The organism is Xanthomonas sp. NCPPB 2933 (assembly GCF_056725225.1).
The window spans coordinates 2,127,462-2,149,959 of record NZ_CM161518.1 but is presented as its reverse complement, the minus strand read 5'-3'; the positions used below and the strand labels follow the sequence as shown (position 1 = coordinate 2,149,959).

Sequence of the window (22,498 nt, the reverse complement as noted above, 5' to 3'; positions counted from 1 at the left end):
TGCCCGCAACGCGCAACGGCGTGTTGCGACGGCTGATGATTCTGGAAGCTCGTCATTTACCTTTCAACCCCAACATCCACGGCGCAATGCGCACCAACACTGCACGCATCGGCACACTGGCAACAATCGCCACCGTGCACAAACTCATCGCCCATGCAGGTGTCCCGATCATGCTGGGTGCGATCACACCGGTGCGTGCCACCACGCTGGTGAGTACCAGAAACACCAGCGTATGCGTGCACAGAATCAGCAAGGTGTTGGCGCCAATCCACTGCAGCCAACGCCATTGCCGAACGAAGTAGGCAACGCACAAGGTCATCGCCGTGCCCAGCAGGCTGACCAGCAAAAACACCGCAGCGGACTGCCCGAACTGCAGATTGTTCACATCTACTTGCCCGTTCCATGCCGCCAACCACCACCAGGCTGCTGCCAGCACCGGGAGTGCCAATGCCCACGCCATGGCGCCAAGCGATCGCAGCGCATCGGCGTAGCGCGATAGCCAGCCGCCAACGGCAATGAAGAACAACGCGACCGGCAACACGTCCAACGCAAACGGAAGCCGCAGCTGCAGCGACGGGAACCAGCCGGCCCATGCCAATGCAAGCGGCAGGCAGGTTGCAGCCAGCACCGTCGTACTCAAGCGCGCGCGCAATGCAATGTAGGCGAGCGTGGTGACAAACAGCGCCGGCAAAAACCACAACGCCGGAAGCACATACAGGCTTGCGCCGTTGGCCCAGAACAGACCCATAAACGGGTCCCACCACGGCAGGCTGTGCGATGGATGCGCCGCGCGGCTGGTCACTCCCATCAACATCCAGCAAGCGTAGGCAACCAGAAAGAACGCAAGGTAGGGAAGGAGCAGCGTGCGCGCCAACTTCTTGATCGTCGCCACCGTCATTGCACGGCGGCCGAAGCGCTCGCCCACCCAGCCGGACAGCACAAAAAACAACGGGACGTGAAAGCTATAGGCGAACAGCTTGTAGGCCGCCGGCATGCCGCTGGCATGCCCCAACACCACCAGGACGATGGCCAGCGCTTTTGCTGCATCGATCTGCCAATCGCGGGTCAACGCCGGTGCTGGCGCGGCCCTGGCCCCCGAGCTGTCGTGCCTGGCTGCAGTGGAATACGGCGCGGTCGTCATGGCGCGGTGCCGGTCATGCCGCCACCGGGCGGGCACCCAATGTCCACGGCGCGAAACGCATCAGGAACCAGCGCAGCGGCACGCATGCGGCCAACGCGAAGATGGTGACGAACAACGCCCAGCCAAGCCCCGGACGCGAGGTACCGAATCCACCAGCCAGTGCCGCAACACCGGAAAGCACAAAAAACACCAGCATGTGCGTGCACAGGATCAACAACGTATTGCGCCCGATCCACTGCACCCATGCCCAGCCTTGCACCAACCGCGCGGCGCAGATCACCATCAGCGACCCAAGCACTGCACTCAGCAGAAACAGCGCATGATTGCGGCCGAATTCCAGCATGTTGACGTCGATCCGGCCGTTGACATCAGCCAGCCAGGCAACCGCAATCCCCAGCACCACCGTCGCAAGCACGCTCCCAACCAACGATTTCGGCAGGTGCGGCGAGAGGTGGATCAGCAAGGCGCCAAGTGCATAGAAGCACAGCGACACCGGTAGCACATCCAGCCCGAAAAAAATCCGCACACCCTGTGCCGGGAACCAGTGCATCCAGAACCAGGCCACGACCAGCGACGCCACCGCAATCACCACCGGCGACAGCCAGCGGCGCAGCAGCACGTAGCCAACCACCGTCACCAGCATCACCGGCAGAAACCACAGCGGAGGCTGCACGTACAGATCCGGGCCGATTCCGGTGAACATCGCCACGATCGGCTCCCACCACGGGTGACTGCCCCAGCGTGCCGCTTTTTCGCCGATATTGCGCGTCAACAGCCAGTACGCATAGCCAAGCAGATAGAACACCACATACGGCAACAACAAGCTGCGCGCCTGCTTGCTGAAGGTCTGCGACAGCCCGGTAGCGCGCGAGGCGTACCCGGAGGCCAGCCAGCCGGAGACCAGAAAAAACAGCGGCACATGGAAGCTGTAGGCGAACAAGGTCATGCCGTGCGGCACGCCCTTGGCGTGGCAAAACACCACCAGCAAAATCGCGATCGCCTTGGCGGCGTCGATACGCAAGTCGCGACCGCGTTGCGGGGTGGCGACGTGTGCGCCGGCAGTCGGCAAGACCGGCTGCTGTGCCTGCGTCGCCGCCAGATTCATCGCGCCCCTCCCGCAGGCAATGGCAGCTGCCCGCCATCGTCGGTTGGATCCTGCTTGCTCACCTTAGCCGTCGTTGCAGCAGACCAGGTCGGCAGCATGTGCCACATGCAGCCGCACACGAACCACCACAGCGCCGAGGTCTTGATCGAAAAGTAGCCGTTGGACACCAGCAGACTCAGCGCGAACGCAAAGATTGCCAGGTTCTTGAACAGCTGTCCTTCCTTGCTCGGCATCAGCAGCAGGAACGAATAGGACAACAGAAACGCCAGCACGCCGACGATCGACTGCGATGCGATGAAGTAGGCAATACCACTGTCGAAGTAGCGATACGCCTGCGCAAAATCCAGGCCCATCCAGGACTCGAACGACAGGTTGTTCATCGAATACACGGTGAAGAATATCCGCCCCATCGTGTTGTCCTGATAGGCGGTGATCCCGGTGATCCACACCAGCAACCACGCGGTCATGATCACCACCAGAAACACCAGGAACGCCAGTCGCTGATCCAGGCGTTTCAATAGCGGCGACAGCAACACCATCAGCACACAGGTGCCCGCCGCGAGCCGTCCATCGGAGGCAACGATCATGAAACCGATCAAACCGACCGACAGAATCAGCATCGACGGCCGCATCCAACGCCAGAACACCAACACGATTGCGGTGAAGAAGCAGATGTAGTTGCCCATCGTCACCGGCTCGATGAACATCGAGGAGGCGCGCGGCAGGTTGGAGCCCGGCAGGAAGTTACGCTCGCCCGGCCGCGTGGCGCTGACGAACAGATTGCTGTCTTCGTTCCAGAAGCCTTCCGCGCTCATGCCACGCGCATTGACGAAGAAGCTCTTCGGATTGACCAGATCGCCGTAGGCGCTTGGCATCGCCAGCTCGAAGGCGGCAACCAGCGAGACGATGATCGTCATGCGCACGAACAGCTTGGGCACCGACCCGGTATAGGCCGAACCCAGCACGACAAACGCAAACACCACCAGGGCATCACGGAAAAATTTGGGATCGATCTGCCAGTTCACCAGAAAGCGCACGAACATCAAGGTGACGATCAGCCCCAACCCGCTGATGATCAACGCGATGCGCTTGCGGCTCATCGAGCCCAGGCCAAGCAGGAAGCACGCGGCGTAGATAATGAACTCGACTGCATAGGTGATCACCGGACGCACCGTGAACACGTTCGCGTTGATCAGCGCCAGCACCAGGTTGTAACCCACGCCCACCAACAGCGTCAGTTCGATCAGCAGGTTATGCCAGCGAACGCGGGTCTCTTCGCTCATTTGGATCAGCATGCAGACGCCTGCTTGAAAGGGGCGGCTGCGATGCAGCCGCCCGCGGCGCTGGACGCGCCAGGTCGCACACTACCCACCATCATCAGTACGCGGTCTTCTGTCCGAACACACGCACCGCGGTCAGCACGATGATGCGGATATCCAGCCACAGCGACCAACGACGGATGTAGTCCAGGTCGTACTGGATACGCTTCTTCATCGTGCGCAGTTCCGGGGTTTCGCCACGGAAACCGTTCACCTGCGCCCAACCGGTGATGCCCGGCTTGACGTAGTGCCGCTGCATGTAATGGTTGATCAGCTTTTCGTAGTGCGTATTGTGCTGCGCGGCGTGCGGACGCGGGCCCACGATCGACATGCTGCCGCCCAGCACGTTGAAGATCTGCGGCAACTCATCCAGGCTGCTGCGACGCAGGAACGAGCCGAAGCGCGTGATGCGGGTGTCGTTCTTGGTCGCCTGCTGGATGGTGGTGCCGTGATCGTCATGCACGCGCATCGAGCGGAACTTGAACATGTAGAACTCGCGACCACCCAGGCCGTGACGACGCTGACGGAAGAACACCGGACCCGGCGAACTCATCTTGACGCCCACCGCAATCGCCGCCATCAACGGCCACAGGCCCATCAGCGCGATCACGGCCAGGATCTTGTCCTGCAGCGCCTTGGCGACCACAAAGTAATTGTCGCGATCCACACCGCCCTGACGCAGATTGATCACCGGCACATTGCCGATCTGCTCGCCAGACTGATTCAACAGACCGAAGTCGAACAGATCCGGCACCAGCTTCACGTTGATCGGATAACGATCCAGACGCTGCAGCAACTGCTTGATGTGATCGCGCTCGCCCAGCGGCAACGAGATCCACACCTGTTCGACCTGGTTGTCCTTCAGATACTCGATCAACGCGTCCGGGTCACCCAGGCACGGCAACGACTGCCGCTGCTCGGTCACGGCGATGTCGTACGGCGTACGGAAGTAGCCGACCAGATTCATGCCGACCCAGGGATTGCGGCTGAGGTAGTGATTGATCTTCATCACCGGATGGCGCAGACCGACCACCACCACACGCTGCACATCCACGCCTTGCGTACGCAGATGGTTCAGGAAGCCGCGCAGTACCGTGCGTGCCGCCACCAACGAAGCCAGACCACCGACGAACCACAAGCCGATCCAGCCGCGCGAGACCTGCTCGCCCACCTGCACGATCAGCGCGTGCACGGCGAACAACGCGAACACACCACCGAACGCACCACCCAGGACCAACAACTCGCTCAACAACCCGCGACCGCGCCAGCTGCGATACAGCGGGAACAGCGCAAAGCAGATCACCGAATACAGCAAGGTGGTGGCGATCGCGACCCGATACGGCGCCGCCGGCACCCAGGAGCCGAACACGATGCGATACGCAATCAGTCCGGAGACCACGACCATGGTCAGGTCGAAGACGCGCAAAACCAGGTCGGCTGCAGCCGAATACTTGGACAACAATCGCGGCGAGGATGTGGTGTAGGTCGCGCTACTCAAGTCTGCCAAAAGCATGGGGATGTCCTCCAAACTCGATACGGCGCATGCGGGGGAACATACGAAACGCACGCGAGTTTTCAATCATCTCCGTCGTACGATCACCGCGGTAATACCTACCGACCCCAGATCGCACGACAGCCCTTTGTTTCAACAGAGACAAACTTTCAAACGAGGGATCCCGAAACTTACGGGATCCGACTTTTTCCACGCTGAATCAGTTGTCACTTAAATTAACCACCGTTTTGCAACATCACGATGTCAGTTCAACCGCGTCTCCGGCCCATTGCCTCGCAGGAAGTAGCGCACAAGGGCCACAGCCACACCAAGGAATACGCCAAAGATGAAGCCTAAGGCGAGGTTCAATTTGAGTTTCGGTGAAGTCTTCGACGTAGGCACGTCTGCGGTATCGACGATGGTCACGTTGTTGGCGCCCACGTTGCTTGCAACACCGATCTCTTTGTAACGCTGCAGGAGCGCATCGTAGAGCTGACGGTTGGTATCGACGTCGCGCTTGAGCATGTTGTATTGGATGCTGCGACTCTGCAGATCCAGCTCGTTGCTGCGCAGACCGGCAATGCGCTCGTTGAGCAAACGCTCCTGCTGCACCGAGGCGTCGTAGGCGGCCTTCAACGATTGACGGATGTTGATGACCTCGCCATTGATCTGACGGCGCGACTCTTCGATCTGCGCCTTCAGGCGTCGCATTTCCGGATAGTCGGGCTTGAAGGTCGACAGCTTCTGCTGGTACTCGGTGTTCAAGCGGATCTGCTCACCGCGCAGGCTCTGGATCAACGGATTGCCCAGCACCTGCGGCAACGACATGCTGTCGCCGGTGCTGACCTGACGCCATGCCGCCTCGGCCTTGATGCGCGTGTCCTGTGCAGAGGCAAGCATCGCGTTGAGATCGCCCAGGTTCTGCGCCGCAAGCGATGGCTTGTCATCGCCCATCGACACGATCTGCTCCTGGGTCGAATAAGAGACCAGCGTCTTTTCCGAGTCTTCGACCTTGCCGCGCAACTGCTCCAGACGTTCGGACAGGAACTTGGTCGCGAACGAGGACGCGTTCATCCGGCGCTCTTGCGTGCTGACGATGAAGACCTTGGTATAGGTGTTGGCGATTTTGGCGGCCAGCACCGGATCCGGCGAGTCGTAGTTGACGTAGACCAGGCGCGAATTGAGGATCGGCTCGACCACCAATCCGGCCAGCAGCGTGTCGGTCAAGGTGCGCTCGACGATCGCCTGGCGCGAATCGACCGACTTGCCGGCTTCCGGATTCTTGGCCGCAGCCTTCTCCAGTGCCTCGTCGACCTGCGCCTTGAACGCCGGCTCCTGATCCAGCTTGGCTTCGCGGATCACTGCACGCGCCAACGAACGGCTCTGCAGCAACTGGTACTGGGTCTGGTAGAAGTCGCGATCCTGCGGCGATTCCACGGGCATCAGATTGTCGACGTTCACCACGTTGAGCGAATCACGCTCGATCTGCAGCGTGCTGGTGGCGCGGTACTTCTCCGGCATCAACAGCGTGATGCCGAAGGCCAGCAGCACTGCGAACAGCGTGACCCCGATGATCAACCAGCGCTGCGAGACCAGCGCACGCCAGTAGTCGAGCAAACCCACATCCGCCAGCTCGAGATGGCCGTGACGATGAGAAGAAGAGGAACGATTTTCGGAATTCATACTCATCGGTAAGCGCGCCACACCATTACCAAGGGGGTCAGTTCAAGCATGGTGCGCAGCCAGATGCGTGCGTCCGAGCGATACACCACAACGATGTCGCCGCCGTAGATCTCCGGGTCGGGATTGGCACCCTTCTCGATCTCGGTCAGGTCGAATCTAGCGATCATTTTTTGCCCATTGACGATGCGGAAGACAATGACATTGCCGCGGCTGGCCACCGTACTGACACCCTTTGCCTGCGCAATCGCTTGCTGCAAGGTCAGGTTGGAGCCGATCACCGGGTAGATCCCGGGCGCGTCCACCGCACCAGTGACCGTGACCCGGCGGCCGTTGGATTCCTCCACGAACACCGACACTTGCGGCTGCTGCAGATATCCGGCGGCGTAGCGTTCTGCGACCAGTTTTTCCAGCTCGCCAACGCCCAGGCCGGTGGCCTTGACATCGCCGATCAGTGGCAGCGAGATGTGACCGTTCTGATCGATGCGGACCTGCCGCTCCAGATCATCGACTTGAAATACCTTGACCAACAGCAAGTCACCCGGCGCCAGTCGATACTCTGGCTGCACTGCGGACATCGCAAGCGGATCCGGGAGCGGCAGAGAGTCCGCCATCTTCGGACCGGTGCTGCAAGCGCCCAGTGTCATCGAGCAGATCAACGCCAGGCTGAGGCCTTGGCAGAATCGTTCGATCAGTCTTTTCATGCGTGTAGCTGGCTGCCTTGATTGGTGGGACAGGAACCCGCGCAGCATTCAACCGGCCAACACGCCAGCACGAACGTACGACAGAGAAATTCATCCCGTATGACATCGGGATCACGACAGGTGTGACGTGTTGCACTGCACTATGGCATAGAAAGAAAACATCGCAAGACGCTGCACGCCATTTTTTTGACGGCGTTGGCCTATTGATTCAAGTTCGTCGTTGTGACGTTAACAAAACGTGATCCAGTTACTAATCACGCGCTAATGATCTGGAGGATTTTCGGATACTTAGCACCGCTCTGTGATCCAGGTCCACAGCAGGCGGGACCGTGTAAAGCGGGCTCTTCGGCCCTTTTCCTGCTGCAGCGCACTATGCCGTTCTGCATATGCAGCACCTTTCCCCGAAGCCCCAAATCCACATGCTGCGTCGCAACAAAAAAGCCCATGTCCAGAAGACATGGGCTTTGTGTTTGGTCGGGGTAGCCGGATTTGAACCGACGACCACTAGTCCCCCAGACTAGTGCGCTACCAGGCTGCGCTATACCCCGAAGATGCTGCACTCCGTCACAAGGACGGCCTGCGATTATAGCGGCTTTGCGACACAATTTCCTAGCGGCGCAGCAGCTGCAACACTTCTTCCAGCTCCATACGCACCTGCTTGATGATCTGGTTGCTCAACGCCGACTCGCTCTTGGCGCCATCGCCTTCCAGGCGCAGACGTGCACCACCGATGGTGTAGCCCTGTTCGTACAGCAGGCCGCGGATCTGGCGCACCATCAGCACGTCGTGACGCTGGTAATAGCGCCGATTGCCGCGCCGCTTGACCGGCTCCAGGCTCGGAAATTCGGTTTCCCAATAGCGCAGCACATGCGGTTTGACATCGCACAACTCGCTGACCTCGCCGATGGTGAAGTAGCGCTTGGCCGGGATCGGCGGTAGCTCGCGATTACTGCCCGGATCCAGCATAAGCCTCCACCCGCTCCTTGAGCTTCTGGCCAGGACGGAAGGTCACCACCGTGCGGGCCGAAATCGGAATTTCCTCGCCGGTCTTGGGATTGCGACCGGGCCGTTGATTCTTGCGCCGCAGATCGAAGTTGCCGAAACCGGACAACTTCACCTGACGGCCCTGCTCCAGCGCATCGCGCAGCACATCGAAGAAGGCGTCGACAAATTCCTTTGCCTCGCGCTTGTTCAGACCGACCTCGTCGAACAGACGCTCGGCCATCTCTGCTTTCGTCAATGCCATGCCAATCCCCTGGTTACCGCCTCAACTCCGAATCCGGGCGCGGTGCTCGCGCTCGATCACGGCCACCACATCGGCAACGACTGCGTCGACGTCCCGGTCGGTGAGAGTGCGCGAGTTATCCTGCAAAATCAAGCCCATAGCCAGACTCTTGAAACCTGGCTCGACCCCCTGCCCGACATAGCGATCGAACAGCTGCACCTCGCGCAACAACGGGCCAACCGTGGTGCGCACACTGGCAGACAGCGCCGCCCAGCTCACCTCTTCCGGCACCAGGAAGGCCAGATCGCGACGCACCGAGGGGAACCGCGACAGCTCGCCGGCACGCGGCAGCGCACGCTGCACCAGCGGCGCCAGCTGCAGCTCGAACGCGATCACGTCCATGTCGATCTCCAACTGCTTGGCAAGACGCGGATGCACCTGCCCGATCCAGCCGATGTGCACGCCATCGCGATGAATATCGGCCGACCGCCCCGGATGCCCGAATGCCTGCGTGGAAGGCTGGAAATCCAGCACCGCGCCACTGGCCGCAGCCAGCGCCACCAGATCGCCCTTCAGATCGTGGAAATCCACTTTGCGTGCAGACTCGCCCCACTGCAGCGCCAAGGCATCGCCACAGACTGCTGCGGCGACGTGCTGCGCTTCCTGCGGCGCGGCACCGGTCTCGGCGGACGCGGTGAATACCTTGCCCAGCTCGAACAGGCGCACCCGCCCGGCCTGGCGGGCGGCGTTGCGGCCCAGCGTCGCCACCAGACCCGGCAACAAGCGCGGACGCATGATTGCAAGTTCCGCACTGAGCGGATTGGCCAGCGGCACCAGACCATCGGTCAGCTGCCAGCGCTCCAACAGGTTCGCATCGACAAATGCGTAGTTGATGGTTTCCTGCAGCTCGCGCGCCACCAGCTGGCGACGCACGCTGAGTTCGTCCAGCTGGGTTTCGCTCGGCATCGCGATCCGGCTTGCGCCACCGGGCAGCGTGGTCGGCACACGGTCGTAGCCGTGGATACGCGCCAACTCTTCGATCAGATCTTCTTCGATGGCGATATCGAAGCGACGGCTCGGCGCCATCACCTGCCAACCTTCGGCCACCGCGTCGAGCTGCATACCGAGCGCAGTGAGAATGCGCACAACCTCGGCATCGTCGATCTGGATGCCGAGCACGCGCGCAATCCGCGCACGCCGCAGCAGGATGCGCGCAGGCTGCGGCAGATGCTGCGGCAATTGCGCATGTACGACCGGGCCCGGCGTCCCACCGGCCAGCTCCAGCACCAGCCGTGTCGCCACTTCGATCGCCTGTGGCGGCAATGCCGGATCCACACCACGCTCGAAGCGATGACCGGCATCGGTATGCAACCCGAGCTTGCGGCCACGGCCCATGATCGCGGCCGGATCGAAATACGCCGATTCCAGAAATACATTGCGCGTGGCCTCGGTGACACGCGTCTCCAACCCGCCCATCAGACCGGCCAGCGCAACCGGCCGGCCTGCATCGGTGATGGTCAGAAAGCTATCGTCCAAGGTGACCTGACGCCCATCCAGCAGCGCGAGCTGCTCGCCACTGCGCGAACGCCGCACACCGATCGGCCCCTGCAGCGTGTCCAGGTCGAACGCATGCATTGGCTGGCCGAGCTCCAGCATCACGTACTGGGTGATATCCACCAGCAGCGACACCGGACGCACGCCACAGCGACGCAGCCGCTCGGCCAACCACACCGGCGTTTTTGCCGCCGGGTCGATGCCTTCGATCACGCGACCGCAGTAACGCGGCGCCTCGTTGCCGGCCTCCAGCTCCACTGACAGGGTACGCGTCGACACCGGCGCCACCGCGCCCGCATCGAAGGCCGCCACTTCGCTGGCGCACGCTGCGGCCACATCGAAGGCGATGCCACGCACACTGAAACAATCGGCGCGATTGGGCGTGAGCTTGATCTCGATGCTGGCATCGGGCAGCCCCAGATACTCGGCCAAGGCCTGACCCACTGGCGCATCGTCCGGCAGCTCGAACAGGCCGGACGCGTCGCTATCCAGACCCAGCTCCTTGGCCGAACACAACATGCCGTTGGACGCCACACCGCGCAGCTTGGCGGCGGTGATGGTCAGCGCACCGATCTGCGCACCGACCAGCGCCAACGGCGCCACTAGACCGGCACGCGCATTGGGCGCGCCACACACGATCTGCAGCAACTCGCCCTGCCCTGCGTCGACGCTGCAGACCTGCAGACGATCGGCCTCCGGATGACGCACCGCCTCGACGATGCGCGCCACCACCACTTGACCCAAGGCCTCGCCCAATGGCGTGACCTCTTCGACCTCCAGACCGATCGCCGTCAGCGTCGCGGCAAGTTCGTCGCGGCTGGCCTGGATGGGAACGTGGCTGCGCAGCCAATTTTCAGAGAATTTCATGAGGAGCCGGGATTTGAGATTCGGGATTTGAGATTCGTAAAAAACAGTCGACGAGGGCGGGACGGGGGCGCCGTTGCAAATCCCCAATCCCGAATCCCCAATCTTCGCCGTCAGGCGAACTGCCTGAGGAAACGCACATCGTTCTCGAAGAACGCGCGCAGGTCGTTGACGCCATAGCGCAGCATCGCAAAGCGCTCGACGCCCAGGCCGAACGCGAAGCCGGTATAGCGCTCCGGATCGATGCCCACGCTGCGCAGCACGTTCGGGTGCACCATGCCGCAACCCAGCACTTCCAGCCAGCGCGTGCTGCCATCGGGCTGCTGCCAGGCGATGTCCACTTCCGCACCCGGCTCCACGAACGGGAAATAGCTGGGGCGGAAACGCATTTCGAAATCGCGCTCGAAGAACGCACGCACAAACTCGGACAAGGTGCCCTTGAGGTCGGCGAAGTTGGAATGCTCGTCCACCAGCAGGCCTTCCACCTGATGGAACATCGGCGAATGGGTCTGGTCCGAATCGGAGCGATACACCTTGCCGGCCGCGATCATGCGCAGCGGCGGCTTGTGCGCATCCATGTAACGCACCTGCACACCGGAGGTATGAGTGCGCAACAGGCGGCCATCGCCGAAATAAAACGTGTCGTGCATCGCGCGCGCCGGATGGTGCGGCGGAAAATTCAAAGCTTCGAAGTTATGCCAGTCGTCCTCGATCTCAGGACCATCGGACAGCTCATACCCCAAGCGTGCAAAGATCTCGACGATGCGCTCAAGCGTGCGCGTGACCGGGTGCAATCCACCGCGCTCGCTGCGACGACCCGGCAAGGTGACATCGATGCGCTCGCCAGCCAGACGTGCGTCCAGTGCAGCGTTTTCCAGCGTGTGTTTGCGCTCTGACAGTGCAGCGGTCAGCGCGTCGCGCGACAGATTGATCGCTTCGCCAGCGGCCTTGCGTTGATCGGCCGGCAGCGTGCCGAGCTGCTTGAGCTGGGCGGTGATGCTTCCGCTCTTGCCCAGCAATGCAACGCGCAAGGCTTCCAGTTGGTCCGGCGTCTGTGCGGCGGCGACATCTGCCAACGCGCGCTCGGTCAGGGATTGAATCTCACTCATTGCACTCGCGCCTCAACTGCTCAGCCGAACGGTGTTTCCGGATGCACCGGAACGCATTACCACATGACTCTTGCCAACCATCCAAATTTAGAGATGCCGGCTATTTAAAACGCAAAAGGGGAAGGACTCGCGCCCTTCCCCCTGCATATCTGCGTTTCATCACCAAAAGCAGGCACACGAGTGTGCGGCTGCTTGAGACGATCTACCCCTTCAACAGTCCGCACATGGATGTGCGGGCTCTTGCGAAGGACTCGCACCAACGACGTGCGGGCTCCTGCGAGGGACCTGCATTTACGCCGCCAGCGCGCCCTTTGCCTTCTCAGCCAGCGCGGCAAAGCCGGCGGCGTCGTGCACGGCGATATCAGCCAGCACCTTGCGGTCCAGGGTGATGCCAGCCTTGAGCATGCCATTCATGAAACGGCTGTAGCTCAGACCATTGATGCGGGCAGCCGCATTGATGCGGGTGATCCAAAGCGCACGGAACACGCGCTTCTTCTGCTTACGGCCAATGTAGGCGTACTGCTGTGCCTTGATGACCGCCTGCTTGGCAACGCGGAAGACCTTACGACGGGCGTTGTAGTAGCCCTTCGCCAGATTCAGAATTTTCTTGTGGCGGCGGCGCGCCTGCACACCACGCTTTACTCGTGCCATGGTTCAGTCCTCAGAGATAGGGAAGCATACGATCGAGACGGCCTGCGTCCTCGGGACGGACGTGGTTCGTCTGCCGCAAGTTGCGCTTCCGCTTGGTCGCTTTCTTCGTGAGGATATGGCTACGGTTTGCGTGGCCGCACTTGTACTTGCCGGAGGCGGTCTTGCGGAAACGCTTGGCCGCCGCCCGGTTGGTCTTGATCTTGGGCATTGCAATGTCCTTGATGGTGTTTTGTCACTGACCCGGGCGGCAGTCTTGCGACCACGCTTTCCATCCTTGCCCTTGCCTGCTTGTAAGTCCTTGATCGAACACGATCCGGACAGGTCCTGTACCGCTTGCGCGGCGCCACGGTAAAACCGGGCCGCGCAGTATGCCCGTTGCCGGGAATTCTTGCAAATCGCTGCTGTCTGCACTGCGACCGACCCCGCCGGGGCCGGCCGCAACGCGGGATCAGATCTTCTTCTTGGGCGCGATCATCATGACCATCTGCCGCCCTTCCAGGCGCGGACGCGACTCGATGACGATGTCTTCGCCAAGATCGGCCTCGATCCGGGACGCCATTTCGCGACCCAGCTCCTGGTGGCTCATTTCGCGGCCACGGAAGCGGATGTTGACCTTGACCTTGTCGCCCTCTTCCAGGAAGCGACGCATGTTGCGCAGCTTGATCTGGTAGTCGCCCTCGTCCGTGACCGGACGGAACTTGAGTTCCTTGATCTCGACCTGCTTGGTCTTCTTCTTGGCCTCGTTGGCCTTTTTCTGCTGCTCGAACTTGAACTTGCCGAAATCCATGATCTTGCAGACCGGCGGATCGGCCTGCGGCTGGATTTCGACCAGATCCAGGCCTTCTTCCTCGGCCTTGGCGAGCGCTTCGTCGCGCGACAACACGCCGACCATCTCTCCGTCACTGCCGATCACGCGGACGCGCGGCACGCGGATTTCTTGGTTCTTGCGGTTCTGTTTGTTGTCAGGGGTACTGATATTGCAATCTCCCAGGGGAATCGAACCGGCGCATCCGGATCATCCAGACCGGCCGGGGTTGGCTCACGCTGCCTGCTCTGCCTGCAGACGTTCGACGAAGGCCGAGACCGTCATGGTCCCGAGGTCTTCTCCCGAACGTGTCCGCACGGCGACGGCGCCGTTTTCCTTCTCGCGGTCACCGACCACGAGCAGATAGGGCACGCGTTGCAGCGTATGCTCGCGAATCTTATATCCGATCTTCTCGTTACGCAAATCGGCGTTTACACGGAAGCCTTGATTTGCAAGGGTTTTCCGAACCGAGTCCACATAGTCTGCCTGAGCATCGGTGATATTTGCGACAACGACCTGGACCGGGGCGAGCCAGGAGGGGAAGGCGCCGGCGTGGTGTTCGATCAAAATGCCGATGAAACGCTCCATCGAACCGACGATCGCCCGGTGCAGCATGACCGGGTGCTTTTTCTGGCTGTGCTCATCCACGTACTCGGCGCCAAGGCGGCCGGGCATCATGAAATCGACCTGCATGGTGCCCAGCTGCCAGGTGCGGCCGATGGCGTCCTTGAGGTGGTATTCGATCTTTGGGCCATAGAAGGCGCCCTCGCCCGGTAGCTCCTGCCACTCCACCCCGCACACGCCCAACGCGCTGCGCAGCGCGGCTTCAGCCTTGTCCCAGGTGACGTCGTCGCCCAGGCGCTTTTCCGGGCGCAGCGCGATCTTGATCTCGATGTCGTCGAAGCCGAACGCGGTGTAGACCGCCAGCGCCTGCTGATGGAAGGCAGTGACTTCGGCTTCGATCTGCGATTCCAGGCAGAACACATGCCCGTCGTCCTGGGTGAAACCGCGCACGCGCAGGATGCCGTGCAGCGCGCCGGAGGGCTCGTTGCGGTGGCACGCACCGAACTCGCCGTAGCGGATCGGCAGGTCGCGGTAGCTGTGCAGGCCCTGGTTGAACACCTGCACGTGGCCAGGGCAGTTCATCGGCTTGACCGCGTAGGTGCGCTTCTCCGACTCGGTGAAGAACATCGCGTCCTGGTAGTTGTCCCAGTGACCGGACTTCTGCCACAGCGACACGTCCAGGATCTGCGGGCAACGCACTTCGCCGTAGCCGCTGTCGCGATAGACCTTGCGCATGTATTGCTCGACCACCTGCCACAGCGACCAGCCCTTGGGATGCCAGAACACCAGGCCGGGCGCCTCTTCCTGCAGATGGAACAGGTCCTGCTGCTTGCCTATGCGGCGATGGTCACGCTTGTCGGCTTCTTCCATACGCAGGATGTAGGCGTCCAGCTGCTTCTTGTCGGCCCAGGCGGTGCCGTAGATGCGCTGCAGCTGCTCGTTCTTGGCATCGCCGCGCCAGTAGGCACCGGAGATGCGGGTCAGCTTGAACGCCTTGAGGAAGCGCGTATTGGGCACGTGCGGGCCACGGCACATGTCCACGTATTCCTGGTGGTAGTACAGGCCCATCGCGGTGATGTCGTCGGACATGTCCTCGATCAGACGCAGCTTGTATTCCTCGCCGCGCCGGGCGAACACCTCGATCACCTCGGCACGCGGGGTGACCTTCTTGATCACCTCGTAGTCCTGCGCGATCAATTCCTGCATGCGCTGCTCGATCGCGGCCATGTCGTCCGGCGTGAACGGGCGTTCGCTGTAGATGTCGTAATAGAAGCCTTCGGCGATGACCGGACCGATCACCATCTTGACCTCCGGGTACAGCTGCTTGACCGCATGCCCGACCAGATGCGCGCAGGAGTGGCGGATGATCTCCACGCCTTCGGCGTCCTTGGCGGTGATGATGCGCAAGCTGGCGTCGTGGTCGATAACGTCGCTGGCATCGACCAGTTGGCCGTCCACCTGGCCGGCGATGGTGGCCTTGGCCAGGCCGGCGCCGATCGACTGGGCGACCTGCATCACCGAGACGGGGGATTCGAATTCACGGCGGCTGCCGTCGGGGAGCGTGATGTTGATCATGGGCAAGAATGAGGTCTGTGCTGGCTGCAGCGCGACGGCTGCAAGGGAGACCTGCCCACTGCGGGACAGGCTCGGATAGGGATGCGGCGAGCGGTGGTGCAGAAAGAACGCCGTGCGGGCGCCGTGCGAACTGGCGCGGCCGGAATCAGCAGTGGGCAGTGGTAGTGCTCATGTCGCACGCTGGGCCGGCGCGGGGCGCGGGCCACCTTCTCGCAAGTGGTCTTAGAAGCGAATGGTAAACCAATCAGCCGGGCGTTGCGCATGCCGGCACGTGGCCGGCGGGTGCGTGGCAGGATGCCGGAGACCTATAGTTATGGATGGATCAATTTTACGGGGAGTCGACATAGCCAGCTTCCCCTGACTGTCGGCACCGTAAAGTCAGACAACGCTTAAAAATTAATAATAATGAATGATTGGAACATAGACATATGCAAAACGTCTCGACAGCGACCGCTCTACGCGCTCAATGAGCGAACAGAAGAGCCAAAAAGACGATGGCCTTGGCAAAGCCAAGGCCATCGGATAAGCCGGAGCAAGTTCTAGCTAGAGCGTTCGGCTGCGCGTATCGGCTTCTTGTACTTGTGTTTGCTGTGACTGACGCTGACTTTCTTCAACCGCTTGCCGGCTGCTGTGTTCCAACGGCTGATTCTGCGCCTGCGCGCGATCCACAAAGACCCGTTGCATCGCCGGGTCGGTCATCTCGCCTTGTACCGCGAAGAAGCCGTCTCCGCTCTTGTTGGGAACCACATGGTCAATGCGTTGCATACAGCTGACCTTGGCCTCGAACACGATCTGGCCGGCCGCTTGCTGGAGTTCTTGCCGGTTGGCAAAACCGCCACGCTCGCCAAGTGCTTCCAGCTTGCTCACTGCGCCGTTGTAAATCGCATTGTCTGGATGGCGCGGATCGGACAGCAGAGGGATGCCGACCGGTGCAGCTTGCGGTGCTGACTGCTCGGCGTGTTTGGCCGTGTGCTGCGACAGCGCCTGGCCCAATGCGGCGTGAGTGCGTTGACCGACCACACCATCCACCTGCAAGCCATGCTCGCGCTGGAAGTGCTCCACGGCATGCTTAGTGTTTCCACCAAAGTCACCATCGGCTTGCAACGGCTTGCCGTCGCGGCCTGTGGCGCCGAGTTGGGCGAGCTGGCTTTGCAATTGCTTGACGGACTGGCCCCGCTCGCCTTGCTCGAGATGGCCGTCATGGGATGAAAAACCAGCATGATGCCTGGAAGGAGCACCCTCGCCCGACTGCTTGACCGCAGTTCTTTGAATGGTTTCTGTCGGCGTACGATCTGACAGGCTATTACCTACACTGTCCGCATAGACCGCATATTGGTCCATCTTGCGGCCCATCGCCGCATATGCCTGGGCATTGGTGATGTTGCCATCCCCATAAAGGGAAGAATTGCCCTTGATAACAGCCGCACTCAGCACACTGTTTACTTTTCCATCTGGATTGTCGTGCACTGCCTGTAAAAACTTGGGACCGTCACCTGTGCCAAGGTTATGCATTGCATAGACATTTGCTGCTACATCCTTGCCACCATACTCTGCAGCGCGAACGATATTCTCACGTGTGAACTCAGCCAACATCGCAGCCTGTAGACGCGTATCTTGACGAAGCTCGGGCGCATTCGCCTGCGTGCGAGTAAGATCGGCAGCGTTTTCAACACCATACTTTTCACCGTAGGTGTTGATCATCTGTTGCCAGGTGCCATTGAGAAATTGGCCATACCCGTACGCTGACGAGATCGCCATCGTCCCGTCGAACTGCTTGAGCGTGTTGTTCTCAGGATGCGTAATCGCAACCGGCCGCGCTTCCGGATTGAATCCAGATTCAAACCCGGCAATCTTGACCATCACACGCGGGTCGATGCCCGCGGCATGCGCCGCATCTTCAAGCTCTTTCCGATGCTCAGCCCATCTATCGTCGATCCTTGCCATGCGACATTCTCCTTAATCAGAATTCATGCGTTGACTCAAGGACTCCAGGGGTAGATTCCTTTCACTTCATCGTAAGACACCAACCGTGTTTTCAGCACATTGTCGCCACGCTTGCGTGTAATTTCCAGTGGATACATGCCGGCAACCACTTTCCCATCGCTCTTGACGTTGAGATCGATGCTTTCGTCCGGGGTGTTCTCGCTGACGCGCGGAATGCCCGAAACGTCACGAATCTCGCTACCCACGGGAACCTGAAGTGAGTAACGCGTCACTTGCACCCCTTGCCAAACGCCGCCGGTGGTCGACAACCAGCCATACCGAGCAGGCCCGACCTGAATCACCTTGGCATCGAGACAACCGCAATCCCCAGCCTGCCCCATATCGATTGCCGGCTTCGAGGCAAGCACTGTCACCTTCTTGTCAGCATCCAGCCCAACAAAAAATAACCCTTCCAAGCCAGGGTCAACTTGTGAATAGATCTCAGCCTGCGGATCGCTGTGCGACTGCACGTAGACCTTGACCCCATCGGCATCGCTGGAAACCTTGGAGACAGCACCAATCATGCAGTAATCCAGCGATTCACTGCCTGCTTGAAATGAATATTTCCAGCAACTACGCGACGCGTCAAAATTATTGGCGCCGTAAGCTGAATCCATTATTTCCTTGACGATCGATCTAAGCTCCTCAGAATTTGGAGGAACATGGTCACTTGCTCCGGCAGACTCGCTCTTGGATCCCCCCAAAGCATTCGCAACCGAAGCACCTTTTGGTGAGTCGACCTCTTCTTGAAGCCCACCGCTTTGGGGAGAGCATCCGGCAGCAAGGAGCGCTAATAAAAAGAAAGTTGGCAAATTAGAAAATCTTGCCAAAGATGAATTCCTCTTAACAACAGGCAATTTATCGGCAAGAAATTTCATGATTAACCAAGCCCTGCATTTAAAAGAAGTAATTATATAAGTAAAGCTTTAATAATCAATTAATATTTTCTGAATATTGGCTCAGAACATTCAGAATACAAAACTTTGCATTCGCCACCATTACTTTTCTTACAACTCCGCATTGCCAGATCAATAGCGCGCTCTTTAGTAGCAGACCCTTGGTAAAAACTATCTGACTGCGTGGAAACCAAAGCAGCACATTGATTGCGATAAACCAAATTTATTTTGCAATCACCTGATCCATTTATGGCACAGCGACGAACCGCAGCCTCCTTCGCCTCATTTTCTGACAACTGCCCTACAGCAGTCCCCGCCTCTCCTGTGGAATCGGAGCCGGCGATGGCCCCCCATGTCTTAATCCACTCGCCCGTTGGCTTCGGGGGAGGGGCGGGAATATCGCCTCTTGACGTACCAGAATCAGGTCCACATTGCGGACTACCGGGAGCCACACCTGCCGGACAAGCTGTTTGAGCAAATGCGGAAGCAGAAATTAAACTAGCCAGTAAAATAAAAGAAGCCCAGCGGATAGTAATCATTTATTCACCAAGTCATCTAAAGGGTATCAAATCACTTTTGTGCAAGACCGCGACTACCTGTGTCAGGCTCTTGAGAGGTACCGTCAGAAGATTTAACAGTATTCATTCCACGTGCATTCTGAGTAGGAGTATCTTGTGATTCTCTAGCAGGCGCGGCCGGCGTCTGCGGCCGTCCACCACTACTATCCTGGCTCGCCCGATCCAACTGCCCCAGCGCCGAGTACGCCGTGAACTGGCCCAGCGTGCCCTGGAAGAAGGCCGCCTCCATCGGCGGTGCCGTGATGATCAACGTCGTCAAGACCAAGCCCAATCCTCCTTGCTGCAGCGCCATGCTGCTGATGCCTTCACCGCTGCCGTTGTTGAGTGCCCACTTCGTAAGAAACGCCACACCCACCGCTCCAACCACCTTGGTTGCCAAGCTCACTGTGAAGGTCAGTACCGACAACGAGAACATGGTGCCTAATCCGTATAACAGCCATTTGCTGAACAACGACTTCGTGGCCTGAAACAGCAGGCACAGGATGAACAGTGGTCCGAAGCCAACCACCAGCGCCATCGCCAGCTTGTTCAGCAGCAGCATCGAGCCTGCAACCACTCCAGGCCCTGCCATGCCGATGCCCGTAAACCAACGGGCGCGATTCTTGGAATCCTCGCTTTCTTCATCCCCGCCCGTCTTGATCTGGTCCAGACCTGTCAACGCCATCTGCATCAGCATCAGATTCTGGTCGATCGCCTCGTAGGGGCTCTCCGAATCCCCTGTCACTGTCTTGGTGATCGCCGAGCTGATCCCGTCGGTCAGGGCCCAATAGAGTTGCGGCGAGCCGTTGGCCATGCTCGTCGCCAATCCAATGATCAGCGACGCGCGTAGCGCCGTCACCACCAAGCCCATCGCCGCCTCGCGCGACTGGCCGGTCGCAAGGCGAATAGCCACGAATGAATATCTACAGCATCGAGCCAAAATGCCGCAAGAGAAAACCGAGGTCATCGTGACGACCCCGGTTGCCACATCAATCAGAGCGCACAGATATCGGCCTGTGCCCTGTTTAGATCGACATCGACGGGGAAGCAGCTTGTTGTTGTGCCTGTACCTGCGTCGCCTGGCGCTGAGTTTCCTCTGCTACCTGCCGTGTGCTGTGCTCCAGGGGCTGGTTCTCTGCCTGTGTGCGATCGACATAGACGCGGCGCATCGCCGGATCGCCTAACTCGCCCTGTACCGCAAAAAACCCATCGCCGCTCTTGTTGGGGAGAATGTGATCGATCCGCTGCAAGCCCGCAACCTTGCTCTCGAACACCATTTGGCCAGATGCCTGCTCGAGTTCTTTGCGGGTAGCAAAACCGCCCCGCTCGCCAAGGGCTTCCAACTTGCTGACCGCACCGTTGTACATGGCGTTGTCTGGGTGACGCGGGTCAGACAACAAGGTAGCGGCGGCCGGTGCCGTCGGTGCAGATTGTGTCGCTGACTGCTCGGCCTGCTTAGCTGTGTGCTGCGTCACTGCCTGACCCAATGCGGCCTGCGTCCGCTGACCAACGACACCATCTACCTGCAAACCATGCTCACGCTGGAACTGCTCGATGGCATGTTTGGTGTTGGCGCCGAAGTCGCCGTCTGGCTGCAAGGGTTTGCCGTCACGGCCGGTGGCACCAAGTTGGACCAGTTGGCCTTGCAACTGCTTCACTGATTCGCCGCGCTCGCCTTGTTCTAGCAGGCTGTCGTTTGATTTCGCAGCGTGATGGGAGGCTACGCTAGGCGCCACACTGGCTTTGAGATGGACACCATCGCGCTTGACGCTTTCAATTAAATCGGGGACTTTGCGTTCCCAGCTTTCCGCATGCTTTTGGCAGTCCTTGGCTGCCTCGATACTCCAAGGCTTGCTGGGCGTAACGCCATTCACTACACGCCTGGCGTTGTAGACGTCGTGACTGTCGCTATCGATGTATCGATCAAGAGGCTTGCCGGTAAACAAGCCGTCGCGCATGCCCACAACTAACACCTTGGCGGCGATTTCCGGGTCTTTGGCTAGATCCGGGTTACGGACCATTTCGCCGTTGAGACCCAACAGCTTGTCAAATTTCGCATAGTTGTAGTCGTGTGTGAGATGCACGTAGCCACGGCCATAGAATTCTTCGCCGCCGCTATATCCAAGCTTACGCGCTTGGCTACGCCCGAAATCTTCTTCGGGTGCTTGAAAGTTACGTGTCTCATGCTGGGCCGTCGCCAGCATGTACGATATCTGCTTTGGGTCGGTCACACCGTTCTCAAGCGCGGTTTTGACGATCAACCTAACGGAAGATTCCCGATCCACACCAAAGCCTTCGGTGCTACGACCACGTCCATCACTCATAGTATTCTCCGTACGTGCATGTCATTAGAATTTGTTGTTGCATCGTCGGCCGTTCAAATCCTCCGAAGATGCGTTGCATGTACTCGCTATCGGATGACCAGTCCGTTATCAGTTAGCCACCTCCTTCATTTCACCGTTTTGAAGCCGCTCAGTCCGCGTCTTGGGGGTCGCGGGATCGTTCGTATCTTCGGTTACGCGCTCAACCAGCACGGCCTCGTTCTCCTTGAGCTCGTAGGTATCGAACACATGGAGGCAGCAGCCATCTCCCGAGCTAGACGTCAGCACATTCCCTTTCACGGAAAATAGGCCGTTTGCCATCACCGTAATATCGGAAAGCGACTGATTGAACACCAGGCGCTGCTCGGCGGCATTGAAAAGATAGATGCTGTAAGAAGGACCACCGTAGTTGCCTTCCTTCCCAGACCAGACCACTAAATCTTCATGCCCATCGCCATTGATGTCAGTCAAGATAATGGAATGACGATTCTTCTTGTAGCTCTCGTCCAAGGGGCCATGGTAAAGCGCTGAATTGCCATCCAGATACAACGCTTCTGGCTCTACCGCAATCGACTTAACACCTGGGAAAGTTACCTCTACAACCGGCGAGCGATTACAAAGCATGATACCTGGACTATCCTCGTTGCAGTCCTGGGCCTTGATAAGCACAGAGATATCATTGATCTTTGCGCTGATTTCGCCTTGGTCATTCAACTTGGCATTAACAGCGGATGGCATTTTCAAGTCCTTTTGCGGCGAGGATTCAGGCTTTTTTTCAACTTGATCTTCAGTGAGTAATTTCGCTCCACCAGCCTCTGCGGACGGAGCATTGCTAGGACTGCAGGCTGTGATCGAGACGACGCAAGCTAAGCACAGCGCCCCCACCACAGCTTTTGCTAATGCACGCTCTATCATAGAAAATCTTCCAACTCAAATCAATAATTCTTAAATAT

20 protein-coding genes and 1 tRNA gene are annotated in these 22,498 nt (G+C 59.4%); all 21 read right to left on the bottom strand.

Annotated elements, in window-relative coordinates:
- Positions 1 to 52: 52 nt before the first annotated feature.
- The 21 genes from AC1PLU_RS08805 to AC1PLU_RS08705 all read right to left on the bottom strand — a co-directional run bounded on the left by AC1PLU_RS08805 (position 53) and on the right by AC1PLU_RS08705 (position 22,460).
- The gene (locus tag AC1PLU_RS08805) at positions 53 to 1,141 is read right to left on the bottom strand and encodes an acyltransferase family protein (RefSeq protein ID WP_268214755.1); all 1,089 of its coding nucleotides are present in this window, start codon (positions 1,139 to 1,141) and stop codon (positions 53 to 55) included.
- Between the two features lie 13 nt (positions 1,142 to 1,154).
- Entirely contained in the window at positions 1,155 to 2,246 is a 1,092-nt protein-coding gene (locus AC1PLU_RS08800; protein ID WP_481094578.1) for an acyltransferase family protein, read from the bottom strand.
- Entirely contained in the window at positions 2,243 to 3,529 is a 1,287-nt protein-coding gene (locus tag AC1PLU_RS08795) for a polysaccharide biosynthesis protein GumE (protein ID WP_268214753.1), read from the bottom strand. Before AC1PLU_RS08795 ends, AC1PLU_RS08800 begins: the two co-directional genes overlap by 4 nt.
- A 94-nt stretch (positions 3,530 to 3,623) precedes the next feature.
- On the bottom strand, positions 3,624 to 5,078 hold the full coding sequence (locus AC1PLU_RS08790) for an undecaprenyl-phosphate glucose phosphotransferase (RefSeq protein WP_023904402.1): 1,455 nt from the start codon (positions 5,076 to 5,078) through the stop codon (positions 3,624 to 3,626).
- Positions 5,079 to 5,321: 243 nt separating this feature from the next.
- Positions 5,322 to 6,761 carry a GumC family protein gene (locus AC1PLU_RS08785; protein ID WP_074057171.1) on the bottom strand — a complete coding sequence of 480 codons (1,440 nt, stop codon included), beginning with the start codon at positions 6,759 to 6,761 and terminating at the stop codon, positions 5,322 to 5,324.
- On the bottom strand, positions 6,743 to 7,441 hold the full coding sequence (locus AC1PLU_RS08780) for a polysaccharide biosynthesis/export family protein (RefSeq protein WP_006449137.1): 699 nt from the start codon (positions 7,439 to 7,441) through the stop codon (positions 6,743 to 6,745). Before AC1PLU_RS08780 ends, AC1PLU_RS08785 begins: the two co-directional genes overlap by 19 nt.
- Before the next feature lie 471 nt (positions 7,442 to 7,912).
- Positions 7,913 to 7,989, bottom strand: a tRNA-Pro gene (locus AC1PLU_RS08775).
- Positions 7,990 to 8,050: 61 nt separating this feature from the next.
- Complete coding sequence (locus tag AC1PLU_RS08770; RefSeq protein ID WP_005995911.1) at positions 8,051 to 8,407, bottom strand: MerR family transcriptional regulator; 357 nt, start codon at positions 8,405 to 8,407, stop codon at positions 8,051 to 8,053.
- A complete protein-coding gene (locus AC1PLU_RS08765) occupies positions 8,388 to 8,687 on the bottom strand; it encodes an integration host factor subunit alpha (protein WP_002811076.1) in 300 nt (99 codons plus the stop codon). Before AC1PLU_RS08765 ends, AC1PLU_RS08770 begins: the two co-directional genes overlap by 20 nt.
- Positions 8,688 to 8,708: 21 nt before the next feature.
- Positions 8,709 to 11,087, bottom strand: a complete 2,379-nt coding sequence (pheT, locus tag AC1PLU_RS08760) for a phenylalanine--tRNA ligase subunit beta (RefSeq protein WP_481108223.1) — start codon at positions 11,085 to 11,087, stop codon at positions 8,709 to 8,711.
- Between the two features lie 110 nt (positions 11,088 to 11,197).
- Complete coding sequence (pheS, locus tag AC1PLU_RS08755; RefSeq protein ID WP_016903312.1) at positions 11,198 to 12,193, bottom strand: phenylalanine--tRNA ligase subunit alpha; 996 nt, start codon at positions 12,191 to 12,193, stop codon at positions 11,198 to 11,200.
- A 291-nt stretch (positions 12,194 to 12,484) separates the two neighbouring features.
- Positions 12,485 to 12,844 (bottom strand): 50S ribosomal protein L20, encoded by a 360-nt coding sequence (gene rplT, locus AC1PLU_RS08750; RefSeq protein ID WP_006449140.1) that lies wholly within the window; start codon positions 12,842 to 12,844, stop codon positions 12,485 to 12,487.
- 10 nt (positions 12,845 to 12,854) lie between these two features.
- Entirely contained in the window at positions 12,855 to 13,052 is a 198-nt protein-coding gene (rpmI, locus tag AC1PLU_RS08745) for a 50S ribosomal protein L35 (protein ID WP_006449141.1), read from the bottom strand.
- Between the two features lie 240 nt (positions 13,053 to 13,292).
- Positions 13,293 to 13,835 carry a translation initiation factor IF-3 gene (infC, locus tag AC1PLU_RS08740; protein ID WP_080639730.1) on the bottom strand — a complete coding sequence of 181 codons (543 nt, stop codon included), beginning with the start codon at positions 13,833 to 13,835 and terminating at the stop codon, positions 13,293 to 13,295.
- Between the two features lie 48 nt (positions 13,836 to 13,883).
- Positions 13,884 to 15,788: a threonine--tRNA ligase gene (gene thrS / locus AC1PLU_RS08735; RefSeq protein WP_481108222.1), complete on the bottom strand. Its 1,905-nt coding sequence runs from the start codon at positions 15,786 to 15,788 to the stop codon at positions 13,884 to 13,886.
- A 543-nt stretch (positions 15,789 to 16,331) separates the two neighbouring features.
- Complete coding sequence (locus AC1PLU_RS08730) at positions 16,332 to 17,732, bottom strand: XVIPCD domain-containing protein (RefSeq protein WP_481108221.1); 1,401 nt, start codon at positions 17,730 to 17,732, stop codon at positions 16,332 to 16,334.
- Between the two features lie 35 nt (positions 17,733 to 17,767).
- Positions 17,768 to 18,649, bottom strand: coding sequence for a hypothetical protein (locus tag AC1PLU_RS08725; RefSeq protein ID WP_481108220.1), 882 nt, complete (start codon positions 18,647 to 18,649; stop codon positions 17,768 to 17,770).
- 59 nt (positions 18,650 to 18,708) lie between these two features.
- Complete coding sequence (locus AC1PLU_RS08720; protein ID WP_481108219.1) at positions 18,709 to 19,206, bottom strand: DUF4189 domain-containing protein; 498 nt, start codon at positions 19,204 to 19,206, stop codon at positions 18,709 to 18,711.
- 31 nt (positions 19,207 to 19,237) lie between these two features.
- On the bottom strand, positions 19,238 to 20,095 hold the full coding sequence (locus tag AC1PLU_RS08715; RefSeq protein WP_481108491.1) for a TrbL/VirB6 family protein: 858 nt from the start codon (positions 20,093 to 20,095) through the stop codon (positions 19,238 to 19,240).
- Between the two features lie 154 nt (positions 20,096 to 20,249).
- Positions 20,250 to 21,548 (bottom strand): XVIPCD domain-containing protein, encoded by a 1,299-nt coding sequence (locus AC1PLU_RS08710; protein ID WP_481108218.1) that lies wholly within the window; start codon positions 21,546 to 21,548, stop codon positions 20,250 to 20,252.
- A 108-nt stretch (positions 21,549 to 21,656) separates the two neighbouring features.
- On the bottom strand, positions 21,657 to 22,460 hold the full coding sequence (locus AC1PLU_RS08705; protein ID WP_481108217.1) for an XAC2610-related protein: 804 nt from the start codon (positions 22,458 to 22,460) through the stop codon (positions 21,657 to 21,659).
- Positions 22,461 to 22,498 lie beyond the last annotated feature (38 nt).

Coding starts and splice junctions, on each gene's coding strand:
- AC1PLU_RS08805 (WP_268214755.1), bottom strand. CDS start 1,141: ATGACGACCGCGCCGTATTCCACTGCAGCCAGGCACGACAGCTCGGGG.
- AC1PLU_RS08800 (WP_481094578.1), bottom strand. CDS start 2,246: ATGAATCTGGCGGCGACGCAGGCACAGCAGCCGGTCTTGCCGACTGCC.
- AC1PLU_RS08795 (WP_268214753.1), bottom strand. CDS start 3,529: ATGAGCGAAGAGACCCGCGTTCGCTGGCATAACCTGCTGATCGAACTG.
- AC1PLU_RS08790 (WP_023904402.1), bottom strand. CDS start 5,078: ATGCTTTTGGCAGACTTGAGTAGCGCGACCTACACCACATCCTCGCCG.
- AC1PLU_RS08780 (WP_006449137.1), bottom strand. CDS start 7,441: ATGAAAAGACTGATCGAACGATTCTGCCAAGGCCTCAGCCTGGCGTTG.
- AC1PLU_RS08770 (WP_005995911.1), bottom strand. CDS start 8,407: ATGCTGGATCCGGGCAGTAATCGCGAGCTACCGCCGATCCCGGCCAAG.
- AC1PLU_RS08765 (WP_002811076.1), bottom strand. CDS start 8,687: ATGGCATTGACGAAAGCAGAGATGGCCGAGCGTCTGTTCGACGAGGTC.
- pheT (WP_481108223.1), bottom strand. CDS start 11,087: ATGAAATTCTCTGAAAATTGGCTGCGCAGCCACGTTCCCATCCAGGCC.
- pheS (WP_016903312.1), bottom strand. CDS start 12,193: ATGAGTGAGATTCAATCCCTGACCGAGCGCGCGTTGGCAGATGTCGCC.
- rplT (WP_006449140.1), bottom strand. CDS start 12,844: ATGGCACGAGTAAAGCGTGGTGTGCAGGCGCGCCGCCGCCACAAGAAA.
- rpmI (WP_006449141.1), bottom strand. CDS start 13,052: ATGCCCAAGATCAAGACCAACCGGGCGGCGGCCAAGCGTTTCCGCAAG.
- thrS (WP_481108222.1), bottom strand. CDS start 15,788: ATGATCAACATCACGCTCCCCGACGGCAGCCGCCGTGAATTCGAATCC.
- AC1PLU_RS08730 (WP_481108221.1), bottom strand. CDS start 17,732: ATGGCAAGGATCGACGATAGATGGGCTGAGCATCGGAAAGAGCTTGAA.
- AC1PLU_RS08725 (WP_481108220.1), bottom strand. CDS start 18,649: ATGAAATTTCTTGCCGATAAATTGCCTGTTGTTAAGAGGAATTCATCT.
- AC1PLU_RS08720 (WP_481108219.1), bottom strand. CDS start 19,206: ATGATTACTATCCGCTGGGCTTCTTTTATTTTACTGGCTAGTTTAATT.
- AC1PLU_RS08715 (WP_481108491.1), bottom strand. CDS start 20,095: ATGGGCTTGGTGGTGACGGCGCTACGCGCGTCGCTGATCATTGGATTG.
- AC1PLU_RS08710 (WP_481108218.1), bottom strand. CDS start 21,548: ATGAGTGATGGACGTGGTCGTAGCACCGAAGGCTTTGGTGTGGATCGG.
- AC1PLU_RS08705 (WP_481108217.1), bottom strand. CDS start 22,460: ATGATAGAGCGTGCATTAGCAAAAGCTGTGGTGGGGGCGCTGTGCTTA.